The sequence below is a fragment of the Vibrio sp. S17_S38 genome, from assembly GCF_014694375.1.
Taxonomy (GTDB): domain Bacteria; phylum Pseudomonadota; class Gammaproteobacteria; order Enterobacterales; family Vibrionaceae; genus Vibrio.
Map to the genome: position 1 here is coordinate 201794 of NZ_JAAUWW010000002.1, position 22389 is coordinate 224182.

At 40.6% G+C, this 22389-nt stretch carries 19 protein-coding genes; 7 read left to right on the top strand and 12 right to left on the bottom strand.

Annotation, left to right across the window (positions count from 1 at the left end; translation table 11 throughout):
• Nucleotides 1-13: 13 nt before the first annotated feature.
• The 7 genes from astB to HC725_RS02555 form a co-directional block, all read right to left on the bottom strand.
• A complete protein-coding gene (gene astB / locus HC725_RS02525) occupies nt 14-1354 on the bottom strand; it encodes an N-succinylarginine dihydrolase (RefSeq protein ID WP_190330190.1) in 1341 nt (446 codons plus the stop codon).
• A gap of 70 nt (nt 1355-1424) precedes the next feature.
• The gene (gene astD, locus HC725_RS02530; protein WP_190330191.1) at nt 1425-2936 is read right to left on the bottom strand and encodes a succinylglutamate-semialdehyde dehydrogenase; all 1512 of its coding nucleotides are present in this window, start codon (nt 2934-2936) and stop codon (nt 1425-1427) included.
• A 3-nt stretch (nt 2937-2939) separates the two neighbouring features.
• Nucleotides 2940-3971 carry an arginine N-succinyltransferase gene (gene astA, locus HC725_RS02535; protein ID WP_190330192.1) on the bottom strand — a complete coding sequence of 344 codons (1032 nt, stop codon included), beginning with the start codon at nt 3969-3971 and terminating at the stop codon, nt 2940-2942.
• Nucleotides 3972-4118: 147 nt separating this feature from the next.
• A complete protein-coding gene (locus HC725_RS02540) occupies nt 4119-5198 on the bottom strand; it encodes an arginine N-succinyltransferase (RefSeq protein ID WP_190330193.1) in 1080 nt (359 codons plus the stop codon).
• A 2-nt stretch (nt 5199-5200) separates the two neighbouring features.
• On the bottom strand, nt 5201-6418 hold the full coding sequence (locus HC725_RS02545; RefSeq protein WP_190330194.1) for a bifunctional succinylornithine transaminase/acetylornithine transaminase: 1218 nt from the start codon (nt 6416-6418) through the stop codon (nt 5201-5203).
• 195 nt (nt 6419-6613) lie between these two features.
• A complete protein-coding gene (locus HC725_RS02550) occupies nt 6614-7594 on the bottom strand; it encodes a GlxA family transcriptional regulator (RefSeq protein WP_190330195.1) in 981 nt (326 codons plus the stop codon).
• 40 nt (nt 7595-7634) lie between these two features.
• Complete coding sequence (locus HC725_RS02555; protein WP_190330196.1) at nt 7635-9152, bottom strand: EAL domain-containing protein; 1518 nt, start codon at nt 9150-9152, stop codon at nt 7635-7637.
• 301 nt (nt 9153-9453) lie between these two features.
• On the opposite strand from HC725_RS02555, the gene HC725_RS02560 reads away from it, so the two are divergent.
• Entirely contained in the window at nt 9454-10122 is a 669-nt protein-coding gene (locus HC725_RS02560) for a hypothetical protein (protein WP_190330197.1), read from the top strand.
• A 173-nt stretch (nt 10123-10295) separates the two neighbouring features.
• Here HC725_RS02560 and HC725_RS02565 read toward each other — a convergent pair whose 3' ends face one another.
• The 3 genes from HC725_RS02565 to HC725_RS02575 form a co-directional block, all read right to left on the bottom strand.
• Entirely contained in the window at nt 10296-13529 is a 3234-nt protein-coding gene (locus tag HC725_RS02565; protein WP_190330198.1) for a DUF748 domain-containing protein, read from the bottom strand.
• Nucleotides 13530-13776: 247 nt separating this feature from the next.
• Nucleotides 13777-14277 (bottom strand): ferredoxin-type protein NapF, encoded by a 501-nt coding sequence (napF, locus tag HC725_RS02570; RefSeq protein WP_190330199.1) that lies wholly within the window; start codon nt 14275-14277, stop codon nt 13777-13779.
• A gap of 6 nt (nt 14278-14283) precedes the next feature.
• On the bottom strand, nt 14284-14952 hold the full coding sequence (locus HC725_RS02575) for a molecular chaperone TorD family protein (protein ID WP_190330200.1): 669 nt from the start codon (nt 14950-14952) through the stop codon (nt 14284-14286).
• A gap of 192 nt (nt 14953-15144) precedes the next feature.
• Here HC725_RS02575 and HC725_RS02580 point away from each other — a divergent pair, with 192 nt between their 5' ends.
• From HC725_RS02580 to HC725_RS02590, 3 genes are read left to right on the top strand one after another with little or no spacing between them, the layout of a single operon-like run.
• The gene (locus tag HC725_RS02580; RefSeq protein ID WP_190330201.1) at nt 15145-17616 is read left to right on the top strand and encodes a DMSO/selenate family reductase complex A subunit; all 2472 of its coding nucleotides are present in this window, start codon (nt 15145-15147) and stop codon (nt 17614-17616) included.
• Between the two features lie 32 nt (nt 17617-17648).
• On the top strand, nt 17649-18278 hold the full coding sequence (locus tag HC725_RS02585; protein WP_190330300.1) for a DMSO/selenate family reductase complex B subunit: 630 nt from the start codon (nt 17649-17651) through the stop codon (nt 18276-18278).
• Nucleotides 18278-19141, top strand: coding sequence for a dimethyl sulfoxide reductase anchor subunit family protein (locus HC725_RS02590; RefSeq protein ID WP_190330202.1), 864 nt, complete (start codon nt 18278-18280; stop codon nt 19139-19141). Before HC725_RS02585 ends, HC725_RS02590 begins: the two co-directional genes overlap by 1 nt.
• Before the next feature lie 139 nt (nt 19142-19280).
• Here the strand turns inward: HC725_RS02590 and yddG are convergent, their stop codons facing one another.
• Nucleotides 19281-20174: an aromatic amino acid DMT transporter YddG gene (gene yddG / locus HC725_RS02595; protein ID WP_190330203.1), complete on the bottom strand. Its 894-nt coding sequence runs from the start codon at nt 20172-20174 to the stop codon at nt 19281-19283.
• A 110-nt stretch (nt 20175-20284) separates the two neighbouring features.
• Nucleotides 20285-20977 (bottom strand): tRNA (adenine(22)-N(1))-methyltransferase, encoded by a 693-nt coding sequence (locus HC725_RS02600; protein WP_190330204.1) that lies wholly within the window; start codon nt 20975-20977, stop codon nt 20285-20287.
• A 154-nt stretch (nt 20978-21131) separates the two neighbouring features.
• Between HC725_RS02600 and rnk the strand changes: the two genes are divergently transcribed.
• The 3 genes from rnk to HC725_RS02615 all read left to right on the top strand — a co-directional run bounded on the left by rnk (nt 21132) and on the right by HC725_RS02615 (nt 22386).
• Nucleotides 21132-21545, top strand: coding sequence for a nucleoside diphosphate kinase regulator (gene rnk, locus HC725_RS02605; RefSeq protein ID WP_190330205.1), 414 nt, complete (start codon nt 21132-21134; stop codon nt 21543-21545).
• 130 nt (nt 21546-21675) lie between these two features.
• Nucleotides 21676-21960 carry a hypothetical protein gene (locus HC725_RS02610; protein WP_190330206.1) on the top strand — a complete coding sequence of 95 codons (285 nt, stop codon included), beginning with the start codon at nt 21676-21678 and terminating at the stop codon, nt 21958-21960.
• 78 nt (nt 21961-22038) lie between these two features.
• Complete coding sequence (locus HC725_RS02615) at nt 22039-22386, top strand: hypothetical protein (protein WP_190330207.1); 348 nt, start codon at nt 22039-22041, stop codon at nt 22384-22386.
• Nucleotides 22387-22389 lie beyond the last annotated feature (3 nt).

The following is a 22389-nucleotide window of genomic DNA, read 5'->3' on the forward strand; positions in this document are numbered from 1 at the left end:
CCTTGTCTATTGATTACATTTGAAATGAATAGATTGATCCTAAATTCATGATCTTGGTGAGTTCATCCAATGCGGTGTAGTTTTCAATTAATAGCTGGGGATCACTAAGGTCCGACTCGCTTAATTGATCGCGATAATACTTATTCACCCAGTTGGTCAAGGTGTGGTAGTTTGCATTGGTTAACATAGCGTTTGGATTAGTGGCATTCAACTCGGCTTGAGTTAACACTACTCGCAGTCTTAAACATGCAGGTCCACCACCGTTGCACATGCTTTCTCGTAAGTTAAATACCTTCACTTCATTAATCGGGCCGTCGCTTTGGATTAACTCGTTTAAGTAACCCCATACTCGTGGATTACTTTTCGATTCTTCTGGCACGACAATAAGCATGCTACCGTCTTTTTTGGTTAATAATTGACTGTTAAATAAATAGGTTTTGACTGCATCTTCCACACTGACTTTAGAGGTAGGCACTTCAATCGGCATAAATTGCGCCCCAAGCGGCTCTAGTTTGCGATGAATTTCATCGAACGCTTGAGCTTGATGTAAAAACGCTTGTTGATGATGAAATAGCACGTTGCCATTACTGACTGAAATAACATCGTTATGAAAAACACCTTGATCGATTACGTCTGGATTTTGTTGAACAAACACGGTTTTATTTTCATCAAGTTGATGCAATCTTGCCACAGCTTGACTGGCTTCCTTGGTTTGACGTGCAGGGTATTTGGTTGGCTTGACTTGCCCGCCATAGCTTTGACAGCCATAAACGAACATTTCGACGCCAGATGAACCATATTCTGAACATAATCGATTGTGATTGGCGGCACCTTCATCGCCCCAAGTGCTTTGTTGTGGCAGCGCGGCGTGATGCTCAAAATATTGTTCATCTGTAAAAATAGCTTTAAGCGCATTGCTGGTGGTTGGAGCTTCAATAGCGCGATGAAACTTATTATTCAAGTTAGCAACTGTAAAGTGTACTTTGCCATTGCCGGTATCGGCCGATGGTGACACCGTCGCGGCATTGGCTACCCACATTGATGATGCTGAACCGACTGCTGCCAGTAAATGGGGAGCGGTTTTGGCAGCTTGTTGCAGTACGCTGGCATCATTACCGCTAAACCCTAACTCACGCAGCGTTTTTACACATGGGCGCTGTTGTGGTGGCAATACGCCTTGCTTGAAACCAAGATCAGCCAGCGCTTTCATTTTGTCTAAACCTTGCAACGCGGCTTGCTTCGGATTGGCGATAGCATTTTTATTTGAGGTCGAGGCGACATTGCCGAACGACAATCCCGCGTAGTTGTGCGTTAAACCAACCAGACCATCAAAATTAACTTCGTATGCTGACATGCTGTATCCTTTTTACAGTTAAATCTATTTACGATTAACGTTATTCATGATTAAAACCGAAAACGAAAAATTAAAAGCGTAAGCCGGGTAGATTAGTTTCCGGCATCGCTAAGTGTTCTGACTCCACCGAAGCCATCGGCCAGGCACAATAATCCGCGGCATAATAAGCACTGGCGCGATGATTACCCGATGCGCCAACACCACCAAATGGTGCGTTACTGGATGCTCCTGTTAATGGTTTGTTCCAATTTACAATGCCTGCGCGTGCTTCAATTAATACTTGGTCATAATCGCTTCGTTTGGTCGAAATCAAACCAGTGGCTAAACCAAAGCGAGTCTGATTGGCTATTTCGATTGCTTGACCAAAATCTTGATAGCGAATAACGCTAAGCAGTGGGCCAAAATATTCTTCATCGGGAAGGGCTTTCACATGAGTAACATCAATGATTCCGGGGGTAAGGAATGCGGTGTCAGCATCAGGTTTACTCATTTCAAGTAAGGATTTTGCACCTAAATCGCATAACTGTTGTTGTACTTTCATCAATTGCTTAGCCGCTTGATTTGAGATCACCGGCCCCATAAATGGTGCAGGATCGGCATTCCATGCTCCCATTTGAATATCGCGGCTCACTTCGACTAAACGTTGAACGAAAGCATCGCCTTGCGCGCCTTCTCGAACTAATAATCGACGTGAACAAGTGCAGCGCTGCCCCGCACTAATAAACGCAGATTGAATCGCAATATTGACAGCCGCATCGAGTTGTTCGAATGATTCAACAATTAAGGCATTATTACCGCCCATTTCAAGCGCCAGAATTTTCTCGGGTTGTCCAGCCAATTGACGATGCAAATGGTAACCAGTATTGGCGCTACCTGTGAATAACAAGCCATCAATGCCATTATGATTTGAGAGAGTAATTCCGGTGTCTTTACCGCCTTGAATAAGATTAATTACGCCATTAGGTAGGCCAGATTTTTGCCAGATTTCAAGTGTGCGTTGCGCTGTCCACGGGGTAAGTTCACTTGGCTTAAACACCACGCAATTTCCCGCCAATAATGCCGGAACAATATGCCCATTAGGTAAATGAGCCGGAAAATTATAAGGACCAAATACCGCCAATACACCATGAGGTTTGTGGCGTAATACCGCTTGTCCATCTGGCATTGGGGTGACTTTTTCACCAGTTCTTTCATGGTAAGACTGAATCGAAATCGCGATTTTGTTGATCATGGCTTGAACTTCGGTTCTCGCTTCCCATTCTGGTTTTCCTGTTTCTTGAGCAATAATGGCCGCCAGTGGGTGATGCTCTTTTCTTAACTCTTCAGCGAAGCGCTCTAGGATTTCAATTCGTTGTGCCAGATCGGTTCGCGCCCATACAGGAAATACTTTTCTTGCGGCTTGAATAGCTTGAGAAACTTCTTGTTCGTTGGCTTCTTTACCTTGCCAAATAGTATGGTTATCACTTGGGTTTTGTTTGGAGAAATCAATGCCATTACCCGTGAGCCATTGTCCGTCAATAAAGTGCCCGTTAATGAAATGCCCGCTGGCCTGTTCGTGGTTAGGATTGGAATGTTGAGTCATGGGTTATTCTCCTATTTTACAAAGTGAAACGAGACGAATTGAGTCACCATCTTTGACTTTTAACGCTTCGGCTTGGGCAAGAGTGATGGAAATATAAGTGTCATCAACAAGTGGTTCACCAATAATGGCGCGAAAATCTTGGTATTTATCATTGCTCATCAAGATGGTGTGATCGTCATTAAGGTTGCTTGGGTCGGTAATACGAACTTGTCGGTGTTGGCTATCTCGCACCACGCGTAAATCTTTGGTGTAAGCTTCAAGAGTGGGGCCTGCATCAAAAATGTCGATATAACCTTCATAACGCATCCCTTCGCTTTCTAAAATTTTACGAGCAGGGGCGGTATTTGGATGAACTTCTGCCATCACTTTTTTAGCGTCATCGGTTAAAAAATCAACATACAAAGCGTGTTTTGGCATGAGTTCTGCGATAAAGGCTTTTTGACCAATACCGGTTAAGTAATCGGCTTGGTTAAAATCGATGGCAAAGAAGTGACGACCTAAGCTTTCCCAGAATGGTGATTCGTCATTTTCATCGTGCATTCCACGCATTTCAGCAATTATTTTTTCAGAAAACTTATTTTGAAACTGAGCAATAAACATTAAGCGACATTTGGATAATAAGTGGCCGTTATAATTTTTACGATAATCAGGGTCTAAAAATAGGGTACATAATTCACTGTAACCAGTATGGTTGTTAGTCAGCATTAAAGTTTTCATCTGGGTGTAGACATTGAGCTCTTTAGAGGCGTGAACTTGTGTGCCCACATGGAAATTATACCAAGGTTCATCTAAACCGATAGCAACTTCAATACCGCAAATACCGACAACTTTTTGAATATCGGTATCTTCTAAAACAAATAAATAGCCTTCTTCTGCAGGCGTTGCCTCACCAGTCCATGTCGCTAATACTCGTTTTAGGCGAGCCAGTAAGCGCTCTTCATTTTGAGGTAGGGAAGTAAAACCTGTGCCTGTCTTAGTCGCAAAATCTAAAATAGACTGCTTGTCGTTGTTAGTTATTGGTCGGATTATCATCATAATGGTATTCATTCCTTGAAGTTACTCGTCGTATTTGAAGCAGCCGTGTTGTTGCCAACTATGTAGAGTCGATTTTTTCTTAGCTGCCGTGGCAGTTTGTTGGCTAACTTCAGATCATCTAATTGTATGATGTGACGAGTATTCTATTTATAAAACCAAACACCAAAGAGGTTGATTTTGGGTTAGGTTGGCTTGATAAGCATTTTCTTGTGTGACGATCAGCTGCCCGTCGTTCAATAGGCCATCAATAAAACAGGCTCTAAATCCTTGGCTGTCGGTGATGCCAATTAGATAGGTTTGGTTGTTCAAATAAAATTGATCTTGTAAGTACAGTTGAGCCTGTAAATACTGCTGATCTTGTTGTGAATCTTTAATGGTCAGCGTGACAGATTGGCTTTGTTGCCAAACCGTTAGTGCATGACGAGGCGCCGTTAAAATTGGACCTGCATCGAAAATTTCTACGTACTTATCGGATTCAAAACCTTGGTCACACAGCAATCCACATTGCAGTTCGGCTTGTGGATGCGTTTGCCCCATCACCGATTGTGCTTCTTCATTAATCAGAGGAACATAAAGTGGGTGGTGTGGCATTAATTCAGCAATAAAAGTATTGGCTTGAGTGCCGTGATATTCCTCGACTTGGTGATAATCCATGCCAAAGAATTTTCGCCCAACATGCTCCCAGAAAGGGGCGCGCCCATCGTTATCAAAAATGCCGGGTAATACCGCCATCCATTCACTTGAAAATCGTTCAGGATAAGCAGTCATAAATAACAGGCGACCTAAAGTAATTAACGCTGGATATTGGTTGCTGGAACTCATCTCATTTTGAGTTGAAGGTGCTATATAAAAAGAACAAAGTTGTGAATGATCACTTAAATCGTGACTTAGTGTCAGTGCATGGATCCGACTGTGTACGTTGAGCTGACGTGACGAATGAATCAAGGTGTCGTTACGAAACGAATAAAATGGAGAGCGATAGCCAGCAAGTGCATTAATCGCTCCTGTTCCGATGAGTTTATGGTGCTTGGTATCCTCTAAAACAAAGAAGTACGATTCTTCCCCTGGGCAAAACACATCTTGCCCGAACGAATCAATCGACCGCTCAATTTTAGCCATTAATAGTTCACGATTTGCGGGCAAGGTACATACCATTGGCCCGCTATTTTGCGCCAAACTTAATATTTGGTCGATATCATTTAGTGTTGCGGGGCGGAGTATGACCATGCTTATTCTTCCTGAGCTAAATAAACCCCTAAAGCAGCTTCTAAGCGCGTTAAACCGATCTCAACTTCTTGTTGGGTAATGTTTAACGCTGGTGCAAAACGCACGACATCAGGTCCTGCAATTAACATCATCAACCCATGTTCAGCTGCAATATTACTGATGGTTTTTGCTTTGCCTTTATGAGCATCGTTAAGCTCACAACCAATTAATAAGCCAACACCACGAAATGACTTAAACAGATCAAATTTTTGGTTGAGTTTAGTTAATCGAGCGATAAATTGATCATGGCGGTCTTGTACTGCTTGTAAGAATTCTGGTTGATTCACTTCTTCTAATACTGCGTTACCAATCGCGCCAGCAATAGGATTGCCACCATAAGTCGTGCCGTGTGTTCCTACACATAATGATGGTGCAAATTTATCGGTGGTGAGAATGCCGCCAATCGGGAAGCCGCCGCCTAGTGCTTTTGCTGTTGAAAGAATATCGGGACACACGTTGTAATGCATATAAGCATAAAGCGCGCCAGTACGGCCAATACCGGTTTGCACTTCATCAAAAATTAAAGCGACGTCATGTTGGTCACATAAATCTCGTAGGCCTTGCAAGAATTCTTTATCGGCGGGGATAACGCCACCTTCACCTTGAATTGGTTCAACAATCACGGCGCATGTTTTTTTATTAATGATAGCTTTTGCTGCTGCTAAATCGTTATAGGCTACATGGTTGATCCCACCAGGAAGAGGAGCAAAGTCTTGAGAATATTTTGGCTGTCCGCCTGCGCTTACTGTAAATAGTGTGCGGCCGTGGAAGGCATTGTTGAAAGCAACAATTTCGTTTTTATGTTCACCGAAATGATCAAGAGCGTATTTTCTAGCAAGCTTTAAAGCCGCTTCATTGGCTTCTGCGCCTGAGTTACAAAAGAAGACTTTATCGGCAAAGGTACTTTCAACCAATTGACGAGCCAGTTTCAAAATAGGCTCATTGGTATAACCATTACCGGTATGCCACAACGCGTCGGCTTGTTCGGCCAATACACGTTTGAGTTTTGGATGAGCATGACCTAAAACATTGACCGCAATACCGCCAGCAAAGTCGATGTAGTCTTTCCCATTTTGGTCGATGATCACCGATCCTTTCCCCGACACCGGAATAAAAGGTGCAGGTGAATACGTTGGGAGTAAATATTTATCAAAATCGCTGCGAGTCGGTTTATGAGTCATGATGATAGCCTTGTCATTAAGTTCATTAATAGGCTTAGGCTACGCGACTCGTGATGAAAATACGTTCATATACGCGACAACTATTTACATATTTAACGCATCATTAACATCTCTGAGTTGTCGCTTTATATTGCAAGTCGGGATTTTTGGGGGAGCGGTCGCTTGATCCGTTTAATTAGATAGACGTTGTTAAAATTATGGCTGAGAGGGGTGAAGTTTGGATCGCTCTTCTCTTGGGGTGAGTTGATAAAATGTTTTATAGGCAGAAGAGAAATGAGGGCCACTTGAGAAACCACATTTAAGCCCTATTTGAACAATCGAGGTTGATGTCGTTTGCAGTAAGTATTTGGCGTGCTTAAGACGGATTTGCATGTAATGACGTGCTGGCATGGTATCAAGATGACGTTTAAATAGCCGCTCTAACTGGCGACGCGATACATATATTTGCGCGGCAATATGATCGGTAGTAAGTGGGTCTTCAATATGGCTTTCCATGATCTCAATGGCGCTGGTGAGCTTACGATCTATCGCTGTTATTGGCTGTGGTATACGCTGTTTTTCATCACCATTGCGCCTCCTTTCCATGCACAATAATTCGACTAATTGCTGGATGAGTTCGACGCTCTCAAATTGTTGTAAATAGTCGAGTAGACAATCGAGTAGGGATAGTTGTCCGGCGCAGCTAGTCATATATTCATTTCGTTGGAATAGGTGATCACTGAAATGAATATGAGGATATTTATCTTTTAGATCATCAAGCAAAGACCAATGGGCAACCAAGGTATTATTATTTTCATGATTAGATGAGCTATTTTTACGCTCTTGTGAGTTGTGAATAAAGCCGATGCCGCTGTCGAGTAGCCAGTAAACGCCAGCATGAGCCGTGAGTATTGGCGTGAGATTTTGATGATAGTGATTGAGTGCATTTTTAATTTTAAATGACACAGGTTGTAGCGGTGCTTGTTCGGCCAAAATAATGAGAAATTGATAAGGACGAAGGCTTGTGAGGGCTGCGCTATTTTGCTCAGTGATAAAATTGAGCTGATACTTTTCTTGCTCTAATAACTGGTTGATTAACCGAAAAGGTTCCACTACCGCGCCTCGACTCAAGGCGGAGCAATTTTGTGGTATAAATACTGCTATATGCTTGGTTGGAACGCTTAATGCTGCGGCCATAAATGATCCATCTATCGACTATCTTTACGGATGTAAACGCTTAGTTTTTAGACTTCTCAAATAGGATTGATTTGAGTTGGCTAAAAGTCATCGGTTTGTAAAAGTAATAACCTTGAAGTAATTCTACATCGTGCTCGATCAAATAATCCATTTGCTCTTTCGTTTCTACGCCTTCAGCCACAATTTTGACGTTCAATTGGTGAGCAAGATTAATAATGCTATTCAGAACAGGCGTATTCACCGACTGAACACCAATAGAATTAATAAAGCACCGATCGATTTTTAGGTAATCAAATTGGATATCTTGCAAAATAGAAAGGGAAGTATGGCCAGTACCAAAATCGTCAATAAATACTTCGATTCCTAGCTGACGAATATCATCTAAAATGGTTCGGCCTTTTTCATTCAGCAATTGTCTTTCTGTAATCTCGATACCAAGTAACAGATTTTTTTCTTGATATTTTTGTACCCATATAGAGAATTTTTCAATGCAATCAGATGCGAGTAAGTAAGATGGAGGAACATTTATACCAATCTGGATTGGGCTGTGATTGCTATTTTCTTCCCAGTCGTTTAAGGCTTGCTCTAAAACAAAATCTGTAATGGTATTAATAAAGCCATGTTGCTCTGCAAGAGGGATGAAAATATCGGGTGGAACATTACCATGCTTGGCATTTTCCCATCGTAATAATGCTTCAACCGCAGATATTTTTTTATCGCTAGAATTCAATAAGGGTTGATAGACTAAATGAAGCTCGTGATGTTTTACTGCGCGTTTGAGATCCTCAATTAACGTTCCACGAGAAAAATACCAATATTGTATGAGGTAAATCAATATGGCTAAAAGTAGCCAAATGGGAATTGCACTCAAATAATAGAGGATAAAAATATCATGCTTGAGTTTATTACTTGGTGTAATTGTGACTTGGATATCAAGGTATTTCGATATCGCTGAGGTTGCAAACGGAGCATTGTTAATCTTGCTTCCTTTGGGATAATTAACCTTATTGACGGTCATCTGAGTATGACTAATTCTATCATCGGATTGAAATCCAAGACGAACATCTATGTAGCGTTGATCAACGATTGATATTGCGGAACGTTGCGGATGGTGTTTGTCGATATCAACGACAATAAGGCTACGAACTTTTTCTGCGCCATCAGAAAAATCAAATAAATATTCACCCTGTGGAAAGTGGCTTCGGGGTAATAAAGCAGAAAATGCGGAGTATTCTTCATAGCCTCGCTTTGATGAACAGACAATATGACCATCGTCTGAAATGAGCATTTCACGTAAAAATGTTTCAAAGAGTAGACTTTTTTGTATCTGTTCGCAGTTTTTCGCATCATATAATGCCTGCTTATTTTCATCTCTGAGTTCATTGACGATCTCTTCCATTTGATGAACATAAGATTGGGCAAGTGACCGCAATTGCCCTTGTAAGCTAATATTAGCGAAATGAAAGCTAGAAAATAGAGCAATAGGAAGTGGGATAAGTAAAATTATCAGTATTTTTTTTATGAGTCTTTTTTTTATAGTAGAAGCAGTATTAGGCATAAAGACTCAGTTTATGGTGAAATTAAAGTAGCTAAAAATAATGTAAGCGCAGCATCATAAAGCATAATACAATTTTATAAAATGGCATATTGGGTGCTTATAATTAACTCTTTAAGATAAAAGGGAAATTATTTTTTAACTCATGCATTATAAATTGAGAAGACATGTTAGATTATAGTTACAGGTGTTATTTTCATATTAATCATTCACTTGCGTGATGGTTTTGTTTGTTCGCAGCAGACAGGCTAATATAATAAAAGCCCAAGTGTAGTATTAGTCTTAAATTAAGAGGTTAGGGATAATGAAGAAAATTTATCTAGGTTTAGTTATAGCAAGTTTATTGGCTGGATGTTCATCAAGCGATGATTCGAATTCACAATCTACATCATCAGTTGCAGCAATGGGTGTAATTGGCGATGGTCAATTTACTCAATTTAGAGCTAATAATGGAAAAAGTGATGCATGGTTAAAGCATGCGGATGACAACAGAGGTCTAGGTGCGGTAGATAGCTCTGTCGAGACTGCATTTGGCGATGAAGGATCGGTTAGAATTCGCTTCACTAAGGCAAGTGATGATTTCACCGCAACGCCTGGTATTAGCCAAGTGTTAACGAATGTAGAGCCGAATACTGAATATACATTATCGGTTTATTACGCGGATAAAAAAGGTGATTCCTCACCGAGCGAATTAGAAATTGGTGCGAAGGCGCTTGGCGATCAATCATTATCTGGTTCTACTGTGGTAACAAAAGAGATTCATATTAAAGATCTTTCAGATAGTGAGCACGGTGATGCTGATGATGGCTTCCGTCAAGCAAGCGTAGATTTTAATTCAGGAAGTAATACGACTCTTGAGATTTATGCGTTGATGCATATTATTAATGCTAGTCAATTGGATAAAAACGCAGATATTAGTGAGCAAACTGAAGTTTATATTGATGATTTTTCATTAACTTTAAAAGATGATTAATGCTATTGATATAAACTGCGGCTAAGTTTTATTTAATTCAAAAAAGTTACATGTGACATAAAAAAGTCTCAACTTCTGAAAATTTAGAGGTTGAGACTTTTTTATTTATCGGTGCATCTAGGCGCTTGTTTTAACTAGAAACTAGAAACCAAGAAATTAGGTGCCTCGGTAGATTATTGAGCATCAATAGTAAGGTCTGCACCTTGGCTATCGGTTTTTAGTTGAGATTTACTATCGAGTATAAACACTCGCGCTGGGTCGATTTTTTGCTCATCCACTAAGTAAGCTTTAATAGTTCGAGAACGTTCGACTGCGAGACTACCAAGTTCATCAGGGCTGATATTTTCCTCATTAACCAGTTGGTTATATAAGCTAATGTGCAGAGCAGTGTTTAGTTGTGTTGAATTGACTTTTTCTTTGCCTGTACTTTGCTGAATTTGCAGTTTTACTTTGTCTTCTTCATCCCCAACATTTTTGTTCGGGAGATCACTATACAGATCTTCTAGGCTGTCAGCTAAGTCTTCATTTTGTGCAATGCTACTGGCCGATGAGTTCTTTGGTAGTTCATCTAGTCCACTCTCTTGCAGTAATTTTTGTTGTAGTTTTTCTTCTGCTAAAGCGTGGCTATCATCCGCGGCAGATACTGCCCCTACAACGCTTAGTTTGAGCATAGGTCTATCTTGCAGGGCCTTACCTAATGTTGTTAAACGAGAGATGGCTTCTTCATTAAGTTGTGATTTTCCTGCATCGAACGGGATGTGATTAAGCTCTTCATCACTGCCTGCCAATCCAGCTAATAGAGAGAAAGGAGAGGTGACTGCTTTTGTTATGATATTGGTGAGTGCCTGTAAAACGATACTTCCAACACTAAAGTCTGGGCTATTAACATCACCAGAGACTTGCAAACCTAAATCAATCACGCCATGGCGATCTTGAAGCAGCGCAATCGCGAGTGTCAGTGGCAGACTAGTGGCAAGATCAGAATCGCTTTTCTTACCTAATTTAAGTTGGTCGACAACCAAATGGTTATCACCTAATAGTTGATTTTTCTCAAGCTTATATTTGAGATCTAACGATAGTTGGCCTTTATCAATATAGTAGCCGGCATAAGTACCTGAATATGGGTTTACCGAAGTCAGTTCGACACTTTTGAATATGAGATCCAAGTCTAAATAAGGTTGTTTTATTAATGGGTTTACATGACCTTTTAAAGTAACAGGCGCGTATTTATTTATCTTCCCTTTGATGTCTACACTCGCCTTGGTACCTGGCGTTGAAGATAAATTGCGAATATTGCCGCTAATCGATTCAATGCCAGATTGAAAGCTGGTTGGCAGCGAATAATCGGCAAACAATGCGGAACCTTGAGTGAATTTAATCTGCTTAATATAGACTTTTAAAGGTTTGCTTGGCGCTGATTTTTTGTTGCTTGTATTGGTGCTAGCAGGTTGAGGCTTAACAATACTTCCGATATTAGTATGTCGTTGTTTATCAATTAACACTTTGCTATAAGGCGCAGTAAAATTGATGGTATCAATATTGAGTCGCTGAGTTTTTTGGTCAAACTTTAAATTATTGATGGTCATATTGGACCATTTGATCAGTGGCTGGTATTCCAAGCGATCACGTATGAGTAAATTGGCAATTTGTGCACTACCAGAATAAGACGCTGCGCCTTTAGTATCTGCATTAAAGTTACCTTGAGTACTTAACTTTCCTCGTAATAACTGCACGTTTAGATAAGGGTTCAAATAGGTTTGTAGCTGAGTTAAATCTAATTGAGATAGTGCTACTTTTCCTTTAACCACAACACCTTGACGGTCAACCTTCGTTAAATCCACGCTGCCTTGACTGTTGAATGAACCACGGGTGTTGTCGGGCGCTTTTTTCAGCCAAGAATTGACGGATAAATTAACGTTGTAATCAATCGGTTTACTCAGATCACTGAATACATCTTTTGTTGTGATAGATAATGGATATATCCGCCAATGCACACCATTACTCACCATTTTTTCATTTATATTGATATCGGTATTTTTCATATCAAATTGGTGTAAATGAAGAAGCCAAGGTGTATTTTTTGAGTCATCTGATTTGTTACTAGAAGCGTTTGTTACAGCCTTAGATGTCGTGTCTTTAGCTACCGTGCGTTTAGCTACTTTTTGTTTAACTGCTGCTTGATTAGTAGTTGGCTGATTAGTGGTTGTTTGACTAGAGGCCGAAGATGTTTGGTTTTTTTGTTGTGCTATTGGTGAGAAAAGCTTTTGTAAATCAAGCCCATTCTTTGTTAGCGCTGCATCTAACCATAATCCATCTAATGCTAAGCTTTGGATATCAATGTGTTTGTTTTGGCTATTAAGTGCAACGTTATTTACCTTTAATGTCGGCAACTTAATTTTAGGTACATTGTTATCGCTGAACTCGAGATTACGTAAAGTAAATTGGCCTTTATCGGTCGTGAAATTAAAGGCGTCATTAGTATCTTTTAACGCAAATTGAGTCGATAAATCGAATTGTCCATCAGTAAGTTTTGCTTTTAATTCTTTTTCGGCAAACGGCCAAAAGCGCGCTAAGGTGATTTTGTCTAGTACAAGGTCACCTTGCAGAGCGAATGGTTGGAATTGGAATTGCCCTTTTAAAGACAGTGAACCTTTATCGACTCCGATGATCTCTAGTGCAAAGTGGTTGGCTTTTTTATTGAGCGACAATGGAGACTTTGAATTAGATGGTTGGTCGGGTTTTACAAGAGTGACCGCTTGAGAATCTAATTGTGGAAGATGTAAGTTTAGGCCCTGATACTGTAAATGTGCACCGGTTGGTGTATCGATAAAATCAAAGCGGCCTTGTGTAAGTTTAATGTCTCGAGCGTAGAATGCAGGCAAGGTTTGGGTTTTGTTTGGTGCCGCTATTTTTTCATCTGGATCTGGTGTGGCATTTTTTGCCAAGGTATCGATGATATCGGTAAAGTTAAATTCTGAGTTGCTATTAAGCCGCGCCACGGTGACTTGTGGTTTGATTAAATACAGATGTTCAACGGTTGGTGCTAAATGAATAATGCTTTTCCAAAAACCGATTTGTAGATCCAAGCTGTCAAAGCTGACAAAGGATGGATTATTCTTTTGCTTCTGAGTTTTTGCATCTTGCATTGGAGTGTCGGCTTCAAGTATATCAAAGCCTTGAATGCGAAAGCGTAGTAAGAATGGGTTGATACTGACTTTTTGAATTCGTACATCGCGTCCCAATAAAACACTTAACTGCTTGGGTGCTTGTGATTGAGCAACTGCCGGAATAATTAACCCGAGGATGATTGCGTAGATGGCATAAGCTAATAATAAGTAACTCGCAATACGCAAGAAAAGAGGAGCTTGTTTAAATCGGCGATAAGCATTTTTTAAAGCGAGTGGCATACGTTGTGTTGAACCTCAGGGCAATATTTCTTAGGGTTAGTGCAAACCAGTCAGAAAATAGAAAAGTCACAATCATTATACGCTTTGATAATCATTAACAAATAGTTAATTGTCAGTTTTTTCTTGCAAGGCAAAAAGGAGGAGGTAATTCAGTCTTCGAAGATATAGAACAAGACGCTTAGTGGTTAAACCATCATCAATTCGATATTGTGTTTTTGGGTTTTCGACGCGAGTTATTACTTTATGTTTACTTATTAATCAAATGTATGGCGCCAAGATAACAGTCAGATTTGCAGATGCCACAACCATGACAACTGCTTAAATTAATATGGGGAATTTGCCCATCGTTCCATTGCAGTGCTTGAGTTGGGCAAGATGTTTCGCAAGCATCGCAGTAACCATAAAGGTTAATACAAGTGTCATTCACTTGAGCGCGTAAGCCCGTATCTTGCTGCGCACCTGAGAGCGCAATAGTTGGGCACACACTTTTGCATTCACCACATAGCGTGCAGTGGGCATAATCCACATCCAAAGTCGGATATCCAGATTGCATATGAATAATTGATTGTGGGCACACCTTGGCACACTCTCCACATTGGTTACACAATCTCTGGAAAATATCTTCGTCGACAGCGGTTGGTGGACGAGGAACCGTTCGTTGCACGGCTTCAACGGCTTTGATTGCCTTAACATGAGAGCTAAGACCACCGAATAAACCTCGTCGAGTTAAGTTAGGTGCTGTCGACATGCTCAATTACTCCTGAGTTTCATTTCTATCTTGGTCGATTTGAATATAAATCTTTCTATTTTCTACCGGGATCAAGAAAACCTTAGTGTATTGCTCTAGTAACGTTTGAGTGGTTTTTACCAATGATGAATAACTCGGTTCGGTAAGTGCGAGACTGACATTACTAAGGTAAGAATGACTCCACGGAAGTAGGTGGACGCTTAGCATTTCTTGCAGTTCAGCTGAATCAATCGCGTTGTCATTTTCTTGGGTATCCAATAACGCACTTAGCGCCATTAACATTAAGCCAATATGATCGAGTGGATCGTTGTTTTTGGTTTCAAATTCAAAGCCAGCCTTGGTTAAAAACTGCTTATATTGGGTATGAGATTCACCGAATAATACGCATTCACGATCTAAATACACTGAGCCCCAAGGTGGAGCTGGAATATCTGCAATGCCGGAAAAATGTTGATCGTGCAGTGTGGTTAGATCATCAATATTGGCTTGTTTAAAGGCCGTTAATGTCGAGATAAATTGCTGCATTAACGGTGAAGCATCTTCTGGATCCAATGGAGTATTAAGTATCTCATCAATGCCGTATTGTGAGTATTCGCATGGACGATAATAGAATAATGAACCTAATGTTTTACTGATTAAGGCAGACTCTACATGGCTGTAAGTAGCAAGCGTCATAATATATCTCTATTGAAATTCGTCGTTAAAACCGCTTATTCGTATTGTGGGTGGCTAAAGTACAAGCGAACAAGTTACTGGCACATAATATACGTGTAAAAGATCGATCATACTTTGATGTAAAACAAGGTACCCCTAAGGGGCTAGGTTCATAATTCCCGGCATAACTCGAAAGTATAAAGAGGACATGTCGTGTCAGTTAATAATAAACAGACAAATATTAATAATGCATTTTCGGTAACTCGCCGAAGCTTTGTTAAAGGAAGTTCAGCATTAGGTGCGCTTGCAGTCGCATCAACAGGCTTAACCCTACCGTTTAGTAAGAAGGCCATTGCGAAAGAAACGCCAGCTAAATCTGATGAAAAAATCGTATGGTCATCATGCACCGTCAACTGTGGTAGCCGCTGTCCGTTACGTATGCACGTGGTAGATGGTGAAATAAAATGGGTCGAAACTGACAATACCGGCTTAGATGAATTTAACCATTCTCACCAAGTTCGAGCATGCTTACGTGGTCGTTCTATGCGCCGTCGTGTTTATAACCCTGATCGTCTTAAATATCCTCTGAAACGTGTTGGTAAACGTGGCGAAGGCAAATTCAAACGTATTAGCTGGGATGAAGCTTTAGATACTATTGCTGATAGCCTAAAGCATACCATTAAAGAATATGGCAATGATGCTGTTTACCTAAATTATGGCACTGGCACACTTGGTGGCACTGTGACTAAAAGTTGGGATCCAAGCGCAACACTGGTGGCACGACTAATGAACTTATCCGGTGGTTATCTAAACCACTACGGTGATTATTCTGCCGCAGCGATTGAATGTATGACTGATTTCTTCTATGGCGGTTGGGTGGCTAACAACAGCATGGATGATATTCAAAACGCAGATTTAGCGATTTTCTTTGGTAATAACCCTGCCGAAACTCGTATGTCGGGTGGAGGCCAAACGCATAACTATGTTGAGGGTCAGCAAAAACATCGCACACGTACCATTATTATTGATCCTCGTTACACTGATACAGCTGGTGGACGTGAAGATCAATGGGTGCCACTTAAACACGGAACCGATGCTGCGTTATGTGCTGCGCTTGCACATGTGATCATCACAGAAAACAAAGCAGATGAAGATTTCCTAAATAAATATTGTGTTGGCTACGATGCCACTACGCTTCCAGCTTCTGCGCCTAAAAATGGTAGTTACAAAGATTATATTTTAGGTAACGGCAATGATAAAACGCCAAAAACACCTGAATGGGCCGCGCCAATCACAGGTATTCCAGCTGAGGATATCATTAAATTAGGCCGTGAAATTGGTAACGCAAACCGAATTTATATTACTCAAGGTTGGGGATTACAGCGCTCTGCTAGCGGTGAACAAGCATGTAAAGCAATTGGTATGTTGTCCTTGTTGCGTGGCCAAGTTGGCTTGCAAGGCGGTGGCACTGGTATGCGTGAAGGCGACCATAGCTATCCGTTCCAACGTTTCCCGAAAGTGCCAAACCCAGTAAAAGCATCAATCCCAATGTTCTTATGGACTGATGCGATTTATCGTGGCAAGGAAATGACCGACGTTACCGATGGTATTCGTGGCGTTGAACGCCTGCAAAATCCAATCAAATTCATTTGGAACTATGCAGGTAACTGTTTGATTAATCAGCACTCTGATATCAACCGTACTCACAAAATACTGCAAGATGAAAAAGCCTGTGAAATGATTGTGGTGATTGATAATCACATGACATCTTCAGCTAAATATGCGGACATCGTATTGCCAGACTGTACCACTTCTGAGCAATCGGATTTCTGCATGGATGGCGCAGCAGGCTCAATGCCGTACTTTATTTTTGCCAGCCAAGCGATCAAACCACGTTTTGAGTGTCGTCCTATTTACGACATGTTATCTGATCTTTCAAAACGTATGGGCACGGAAAAAGAATTTACTGAAGGCCGCACCCAAGAAGAATGGTTGCAGTGGATGTACGCGCAAACCGTGAAACAAAACAACGATCCTGATTTACCTGATTACGACACTATGCGTAAACAAGGGATCTATAAGAAACAATTTGATCGTCCTTATGTCGAATTAGAAGACTTCCGTAAGGATCCGATTGCTAATCCATTGCCATCACCATCGGGTAAAATCGAAATCTATTCTGAGCAGCTAGCGAAAATTGCTGCAACTTGGGAGCTAGATGACGATGAGCACATTACGCCGATTGCTGAATACCATCCAACATTTGATGGTTGGGATTCTCCAAAGCGTCAGCAATTCCCATTACAAATGACAGGTTTCCACTACAAAGCTCGTGCTCACTCCACTTACGGAAATGTGGAGTTATTGAAAGCGGCAGCGCCACAAGAAATTTGGATCAATCCAATCGATGCGCAGCAACGTGGCATCAAAAATGGTGATTTAGTTTTAGTGGAAAGTGAGTTCGGTAAGTTGCAAGTGTGCGCCAAAGTAACGCCTCGTATTATCCCGCATACGACTGCACTAGGTGAAGGTGCTTGGTATGCGCCAAATCGTGACAAAGTGGACATGAACGGTTCAATCAATGTATTGACGACAGCGCGTCCCACACCACTGGCGAAAGCGAATCCATCACACACCAACTTAGTTGAAATTACACTGCTGAAAAGCATGGGAGTTAAAGCATGAGTGCACAAAATAACTCAAGCACGAATCAATCTATGAACGTCAAAAAACAGTACGGTTTTTATATTGATTCAAGCAAATGTACTGGCTGTAAAACATGCCAACTGTCGTGCAAAGACAATAAAGATCTTGATGTTAAGCGCAACTTCCGCCGTATTTACGAATATGTTGGTGGTAACTGGTCTGAGAACAATGGTGTGTATCGCCAAGATGTTTATGCCTATTACTTGTCGATTGCGTGTAATCATTGCTCAAACCCTGCTTGTACTAAGGTTTGTCCATCTGGCGCAATGCATAAGCGTGATGAAGATGGTTTGGTTGTGGTAAACGAAGAAGTGTGTATTGGTTGTAAATATTGTCATATGGCTTGTCCGTATGGCGCACCACAATACAGTGAAGAAAAAGGCCACATGACTAAATGTGATGGGTGTTATGAGCGAGTTGGTGAAGGTTTGATGCCAATTTGTGTGGATTCATGTCCATTACGTGCGATTGAGTTTGGTGACATTAATGAACTTCGCGCGAAATACGGTAGTAATGCCGATTGCGCACCATTACCGGATTCTCGCTTAACCAGTCCGAATCTTATTGTGAAATTGAATCCAAATGCGCGTCCATTAGGTGATACATCTGGCTTCTTACAAAATCCGAAGGAGGTGATCTAATGCACTTTTTAGAATTTCCGTTAGTGATTTTCACTGTTCTTGCGCAGTGCGCGGTAGGTGCCTATTTACTGATCACTACTCGCATGACGTGTGTGAAAGAAGAATCACAACTGACTGATTTAGCTGTGAAAAGTTTGTTCTTTGTACTCGGTTTTATGGCGATTGGTTTTGCAGCATCAACGGCTCACCTCGGCAGTCCATTGCGTGCGTTTAACTCGTTTAATCGTGTTGGTGCATCAGGTCTTTCCAATGAAATATTAAGCGGCTCAATATTCTTTGCGTTCGCGGGGATTTATTGGTTAACCGAAGTATTGGCCATGATCGGTAAATCAGTGGTTGGCAAAGGCGTTCGCACCGCATTGCGCTATCTAGGCGTAGTTTCTGGTGTGATCTTCATGGTCGCGATGATCAAGGTTTACTTGATCAACACCGTGCCGCTTTGGGATAACATTTTCACACCGATCGAGTTTACGTTTACTGTGATCACGGCAGGTCTACTATTTGGTTATGTTTTACTAAATGCGTTTAATGGCAGTTCAGTAACATCCAATAAAAGGATGGCAGGCATTGGTGTACTACTGATAGCGATTCACTTTATTGTGATGATTGCTCGGATCCTTGATTTCTCCGGTGTCGTAACTTCAATTCACCAAGGTATTACCGTGCTTGATGAATACTCAGGCATGATCATGATCCAGTGCATATTCATGCTTATTGCGGCTATTTTATGGGCTATTTCGGCGCATCAAACCAGCAACAAAGTGCGTTTTTATAGCATTTTGGCATTGTTTGCGATGATCACTGCTGAAATATTTGGCCGTGGTGTGTTCTACGGTATGCACTTTACTTTTGGTCTGATTTAAAAGAAGTGGTTTAATTTAAAACGTAAATTGGATCCAAGATAAAAATAGATAAAGCCCGAGCAGAAATGTTCGGGCTTTCGTCTATTCAGATTTTGCTATGCAAGAATTATCGTAAATAATGATGCGATTAATTATTGGTTTATCGTGTTCTTCTGGTGACTAAAAAACAGATAAGAGAACCCAAAGTGACTAAGGCAACACCTTGCCAAAATGAAGCGCTTAATGAGATGGATAAATAAACAGAGGCGAACAAGGTAGAGAAGACTGGCGTGAAGTAAGACAGCGTTCCTAGAAGGATTAGATTTCCTCCAATCATGGCTTGATTCCACAATGCATACCCTGTCCCAATCACAATGCCAGAGATCAATAATGTCAGCGTTGAATGAGCCGTAAAGTGAAAGCTAGGCTCATGACTGAAAGCATATTTCACCCATAATGTGATGGCGGTTGCGATAAAAAAGAGTGTAATCGCATTTTTACCATTACTAATTTTTTGGGTTACAACGCAATAGATTGCCCAGATAATGGCGGCGAAGAAAGCCATAAAATAAGTGATAGGATTATCAGAAATATTATGGAATAAAACCTTCACCGAAATGCCTTGATCACCCGAAATACACCAAGCAACGCCTGAAAATGCCAACAAGATGCTCGGGTAAACGAGAATGTTGACCTTATTTCGGCTTAACATTACCGATAACAGTATGGTTAGTGCTGGCCATAAATAATTAATGATAGCCATTTCCATTGCTTGATGTCGGCTATTCGCCATTCCCAAAGCTAATGCTAAGCAGACTTCATAAGTGACAAATAAGATGCCGCCAATAATTAAGTAACGTTTGGGGTAATTCTGGATTTTTGGTACGCCCATAACCAACATTAGAAATATCGCACTGACCGAATACATCAGCGCTGCGCCGCCAGTTGGGCTAAATAATTCAGATAAATCACGGATTAATGCGGTGACAGAGCTCCATAATAAAATGGCGGCAATACCGAAAAAAGTATATTTATTCTGGATAACAAAAGACATGGAAGCCTAATAAAGTGAATGAATCGGAAAGGTTTTGACTGTACCTCTAATCACGCAGGATGAAAATAACCTCATGCAGTTATTGTATTAATACACCGTGATTACTTGGTTTAGTTATGTTGTTCAAATTGGATGGCTCGATAAGCATCGAGAATGTGATCAACCTTGTTCGTTTTACCTTTTTGGATACGCTGATAATGTTGCAGTGTTTTATGTAAATAGGTTTCAGCTACCTTTATTTGTTGAGCTGAAGTTGCCTTCCAAATATCTTTTCCAACTGCGCTAACTCGTTTATTTTTATCTATTTTTGACGATACGAATAACACTTCATAGAAACGTTTATTCTCTTCTATTAATATTTCGCGTTTTAAACTGAAATCAAGCTTGATTAGTTGTTGGCGTAAGGTAAATTGGTGGTGCACAGGGCATAATAGGAAATCGAAATCGATAGTGATATGTGGATATTTTTTATGAAGAGCTTGAATAAAGGCGCTCATTAAATCTCCACCGACACCGGCAATAATAATTAAATGCTTTCCTTCATATTGATCCAAAGGCAGCGTTGCCACATCCAGACAATGTGTTTTCCAAACAGAATGTGACCTTGAATAAAATTGGTGCAGTTTTTTTTCTAGCTTATCCATCAGCTCAGGGACAATGTCCACAAAGTGAATGTTCATAGCTGCTTGCCGAGATAATAAGGCTGCACCTAAAAAACCGTGGTCGCAGCAGCAATCCCAAATATGGGTATAATCTGAGGTCACCATTTGTTCAATTTGCTTCAATCTTTTATTGAGTTTCAAGATACACGCCTGTTTTTTATTAGAAAGCGGGCGTATTGTAATAACTTTCTTTTTCTATGCGAAGTATCTATCGCTATTTTATTACGGTAGATATTGAATTTGTTGTTAAGTTGGGTTTTCAGAAAACCTTTTGCCAGCTTGTTAGGGGAACATAATGAATGCAAGACCAGAAATAACCATTTCATCTTTAGATGCCGATAGACTGTATAAGTTGATTGAGTCATTACCGGAAGGTAGTTTTGCCGGAATCAATGATCTTGAGGGTGAGCTAGACCGTGCCAATATTGTGGAGCCATCTGATGTTCCGCCAACGGTTGTTACAATGAATTCAACGGTGAAGTTTGTTGTGGAATCCTCTCAACAAGAAGTGATGTTAACATTGGTATATCCAAAAGATCTTGATGCGAGTGGGGATAAAATTTCTATTCTTGCACCGGTCGGTAGTGCGCTATTAGGGCTTTCTCAAGGTGATGAAATTGAATGGCCAAAACCGGGTGGCGGATTGATTAAGGTTCAGATCAAAGAAATTATTTACCAGCCCGAGCGAGCGGGTGAGATGCATAGGTAGTATATAAATATAGGTAGCATACAAATAATGAGATGAAGCTTTTTGGTTTTTAATAATTAATAAGCTTCATTTACTTATGATAAATCATGCTCTCAATTACGAAGCACATCGATAAATAGAAGTCTTAAATATGAATGTAGATAAAGCAAAAAAGCGTATTGCTAAACAGGTAAAAAAGGGCTTTAAAGGCTATCCTCAAATCAGCATTCAGTACTTTGGTACAAGCGATAATTGTGCTACTGAAGTGGTCGTACAATTTATTGCTGAAGAGGGGGCAGAAATGCAAGAAGAACGTTTTGCGAGTGCCACTGATGCTAGAGAAAATGGGGTCATTCAATCCGCTTTAGTTAAAATTATAGAAAGAGCCAATGTCAGCTCGGTTCTAGAAGTGGAAGGTGTTTGTTTAATTAAGTAATGATGAATAAATCACCTTAATAAAGTGCGTGAATTCATTAACTTAAATAAGCTATAGGTTTAAATGTTAGGAATATTTATGAAGTGTAAATCTATAGTTTTGATATTTTCGGTTGTATTTTTATTGCCATTCAATGTTTATTCATGGGGCAGTTTACAGTCCGAAAAAGTCGATGGTTTCAGTCGTTATTGCCATTACAGCGACGGTGGTGTCGAGACAGTAAAAAGTATTGATTTATGCCCGGTTGATAATCAATCCACTGCCAAACATAGTGGATCGCCCACGATTAATATTAAAAAAAGCAATAATGGTTTTGGTTCTTTAACGAGCGAAAAAACGAGTGGCTTTAATCGCTACTGTACTTATAGCAATGGTTCCGTATTAACCGTAAGCAATACTGATTTGTGCCCTCTTACTGGCAAGTGATTT